Here is a 4016-nt window from a genome sequence, read left to right on the forward strand (position 1 = left end):
GGTTTTATTATTTTTGGTTTAGTTTGGTAAGCCAGACAGCAAGTTTGTGGTAGTTGATGCATCGAATTCTCAAGGATCTGTTGAGTTAAGGATTCTATATGCAACTTCTGATGGAAGTTATTGGGTGAAGAGCAAGTTGTCAAGTCTTGTGTAAGCTTCCAGATTTCTTCCGTCACTTCTAATTGGAAGTTGGCATTATGTGTATTGATGAAATTTCGGCATTTACACTCTTCGGTTACTCGAGATTCGAACCATTTTGGTTTGACTAAGATATTAATCTTATTGAGTTTATTGCTTGCTGTCATCACTCGACGGAAATTGGCGGGTTTAGTGAGGTTGACCACCACACCTTGAGGTTGATGAGTGGCATCGAGATCAAATTCGAGATCATCGTAACCAAATGACAGCTTACCTTCCAAAAGAATGGTGATCAGAACTGAAGCGTGAGCGGTAGAGATGATCTTAGTATCGACGAGCTCAATACAGCGGCCACCGTGGATAAATATTAGTTCATTATATTGATAAGAAAGAAATTTCCCCTCAGCCAGTGATGTCTGTGTAGTTTGACCTTGTGTGACAATAATCTGCTTTTCTGTTTGCTCCAACTTTTTAGTCAGAGTGACTTTGCCAATTTTAGCCCGTTTAGACGTTACTTCACTCATTTGACCGTTCCTCATAACAGCTGTGCGTTTTTGCATAAGCAAATCATCTGTGCATTTATAGGTTACAACTCTATCATGATTGATAATTATTATCATTTACATCTAGGATTGAATCTATGGAAAGCCCAGTCAGATCAACAATTAAGCTTTCAGCCCTCTATATCGCAATTGCCAGCACGTTTAGTAGCTCTGTTATGGCCGAAGAAAGTACATCGCACTTCGATGAAGTTGTGGTTTGGGGAACGAAAGTCTCAAGCAACACTGAATCGATCATTGCAGATGACATGTCACTGAAGCAAGCTGACCATATGTCAGATTTGCTGCGCGAAATCCCCGGTGTTGATGTTGGGGGAACGCACTCGATCAACCAGCGAATTACGATTCGCGGCCTAAGCGAAACTGACTTAGACATTCGATTAGATGGCGCTTCTCAGCACGCCAACATGTTCCATCATATTGGTAATTTGACTCTTAACCCTGACATATTGAAATCAGCTGATATCCAAGTAGGTAACAACTCGGTGACGCAAAATGGGTTAGGCGGTTCAGTGCTGTTTGAAACCAAAGATGCCAAAGATCTACTTCGCTACGACGAGACTTTTGGCGCTCGTGTTTATGGCGGGTATGCCACGAATGCAAGCCAGCAAGGTTCACTTACTGTGTATGGTTTGTTGTCAGATAACGTCGATGCCATGCTTTACAGTCATTACATGAGCCGTGACAACTTTGAAGATGGTGATGGCACTGAAACCTTTGGCTCAGAAGGGGATGTATACAATATTCTAGGTAAGATTGGTTTTGAGCCAAGTGACTTACACCGTTTTGAACTCTCTTATGATATGTACCGTGATAACGGTGATTACAGCCCACGCCCTGATATGTCGGGTGGTACGAACGTGGGTTTGTCTAAAAACATCCTCATTCCCACCGATTACAACCGTGACACCATCACGGCCAGCTATGAGCTGCGTGGTGAAAGTCATCAAGGTAACGTGACTCTATACAACACGGAAACTGAGATTCAGCGAGATGAAAGTGTTATGGCACCACGTTGGCCTGCTAATCGCTTATCCAAAAACACGGCTAAAAACCAAAACTTTGGTCTCAACGCAAAGTTCCAATCCGATTATCGCCTGATGTCGTTTGATAACATCGCGACTTATGGCTTTGACTATATGGACAAGTCATCGAGCAGCTATTACGGCAGCAGCAAGTTTATGGACGAGTCAGCAATCTCTACAGCCCTTTTTGTTGAAGATCAGTTCTACTTTACTCAAGCATTCTCGGTCACGGCAGGGCTTCGTTTTGATGATTACCAACGTAAAGCAGAAGTTGGTAGCGAAGATTTTGACGATGTAACTTGGTCGTTGGCCACTCAATGGGATGTTACTCAAGATTGGACGCTGTTCGCGAGTACACGTTCGTTGTTCAAAGGCCCGGAGTTGATGGAGAGCTTTATTGCTTACCAAGATGTCGCTTATTTGGCTAACGATCTGAAGGCTGAGACAGGGCAGAACACGCAAGGTGGTGTCCGTTTCGATAAGCGCTTGGATAATCACTTTATTGGTGCCAACCTGACAGTATTCCAAACTAATATTGATGACTATATTGCCGAAAAGTATCAACGTGCAAGTAAGAGTTATTTGATTTATAACCTAGGTGACGTTGAGATAAAGGGCTTCGAGGCGAGCCTATCTTATGGCTACGAGATGTTTAACAGTAAGCTGTCCTATGCGCTTTTAGAGACTAAAAATAAAGATACAGGCGGTGCAGTCGCAGGTGGCAATGGTCGAAGTATTGATATGGGTGACAGCATTACGCTGACACTCGATTATCAGTCTGAAGCGCTTGAGACTATCTTTGGTTGGAATTCGATGTTTGTTAAAGACGAAGACAACGTATTCGATGGTCAGCCGAAAAAAGAAGGCTATGACGTTCATAACCTGTTTGCTCAGTGGGTGCCATCGAATCTTGATGGATTGTCTGTCACCTTTGGTATCGATAACGTGTTTGATGAGCAATACACCTCACACGCTTCTCGTTCAGGTACGGCAAGAGGCTTTACCTTGGATGACTATGAACCAGGCCGTAACTACAAGCTTTCTGCTGCTTATCAGTTCTAGAGAAGGCTTTAGCGTTTAGGTTTGGTTAGCGCAATAAACTGGCGGTCGTAGAGATCCGGAAGGGGTATTGCTCGAAATTGAAGTTATCCGTTTAAGTCATTCTAGTGAAAAGAAAAGCGCCTCTCGAGCAAGGAGTCGAGAGGCGCTTTCGCCTTATTTGTTATTGTGGGAATCACTCAATAGGCAAAGACAGCACACCACAATTGAGTTCTACTTGGCTCAGCCATTCTGTTGGAATCGCTCCGTCTTCTTCGTAGAAACACGCCGCTAATACCGCGCCAATCACAATCGCACGCCCGCAGCTGTCACCGCCACATAAGATATTGTCTCGAATACCTTGTTTATAGCTCTGAGCACCCGCAATGATGCGAATTAGCAAGGGAAATGCGGCACTCAGTTCACAATGCAATCCAAACTTCTTCGCGGCATCTGTTATTGAAAGCTCAGGTTCAGCCAATGCTTCATCGATTTGATCATGTATAAATCTGCTGCAAGTTTGTCGCACCATTTCTACGGACTGTAATGGTGAGTTGCCTTGAATCGCTGCTTGAATCAACAGGGTGATGGCTTGCGCCCATTCCACGGCTTTGTCGTTGTTGTTGGTCACTCGTACCGCGCTCTCTACCATCGCTGGTAAGGTGTGAGAGGTATAAGTACAGGCTACTAATGGAATGATCTTTGAAACTGCGGGGAGCTGCGTATCGTCTGCGCCACAGGCAGTAATCGGGGCGCCCTCTAGTTCTAATTGATGGATGTTCAGCAAGCTCATGCGCGTCGCTTTATCAATGTAGCCTTGCCAACTACCACCGAAATCAAACCATTTGCGGAAATGTTGAATATAGCTCGCTTCATCGTATTTTTGGTTGTCGACTAAACTATCGACCATCGCCAATAACTGAGCACCGTATTGCGAGTGCTCACCGGACGTTTTTCCTTGGTGCGCAAAGTAGCCTTTGTCTTGATAATCGAACTGATTCGGTGAGCGAAATTCTGGCTCGAAACCAGCCACGTGTAAGATCCTCTCTTGGTCATACAGCCAGTGCAACCCCATGGAAGCGGCGTCTCCAACCAATGCGCCGACAACGGCGTAAAAAGCTCTTTCTTTATGATTGTCCATGCTGAGTGATGTCCTTGAGAAGAATCAACGTAGTTCGATACTTCAAGTATAGTGATTAGACGAGTATTTCGCTGTGTTTCTAAGAAGAAATATGAAGGGATAAATCCCGATTGG

Annotated in this window: 3 protein-coding genes; 1 reads left to right on the plus strand and 2 read right to left on the minus strand. The window is 44.4% G+C overall.

The features are described 5' to 3' along the window. Nucleotides 1-758 (minus strand): AraC family transcriptional regulator (locus AB4653_RS01835; RefSeq protein WP_372103182.1); only part of this gene is annotated, 758 nt, incomplete at its 3' end. A gap of 20 nt (nucleotides 759-778) precedes the next feature. Between AB4653_RS01835 and AB4653_RS01840 the strand changes: the two genes are divergently transcribed. Then, complete coding sequence (locus AB4653_RS01840) at nucleotides 779-2785, plus strand: TonB-dependent siderophore receptor (RefSeq protein ID WP_009845519.1); 2007 nt, start codon at nucleotides 779-781, stop codon at nucleotides 2783-2785. A gap of 172 nt (nucleotides 2786-2957) precedes the next feature. Here the strand turns inward: AB4653_RS01840 and AB4653_RS01845 are convergent, their stop codons facing one another. Next, nucleotides 2958-3902: an ADP-ribosylglycohydrolase family protein gene (locus AB4653_RS01845; protein WP_009845518.1), complete on the minus strand. Its 945-nt coding sequence runs from the start codon at nucleotides 3900-3902 to the stop codon at nucleotides 2958-2960. Nucleotides 3903-4016 lie beyond the last annotated feature (114 nt).

The organism is Vibrio sp. 10N.222.48.A3 (assembly GCF_041475345.1).
Classification (GTDB): domain Bacteria; phylum Pseudomonadota; class Gammaproteobacteria; order Enterobacterales; family Vibrionaceae; genus Vibrio; species Vibrio tasmaniensis_A.

Bases quoted from the DNA above. Each gene is read 5' to 3' on its own strand.
- AB4653_RS01840 (WP_009845519.1), top strand. From the start codon at position 779: ATGGAAAGCCCAGTCAGATCAACAATTAAGCTTTCAGCCCTCTATATC.
- AB4653_RS01845 (WP_009845518.1), bottom strand. From the start codon at position 3,902: ATGGACAATCATAAAGAAAGAGCTTTTTACGCCGTTGTCGGCGCATTG.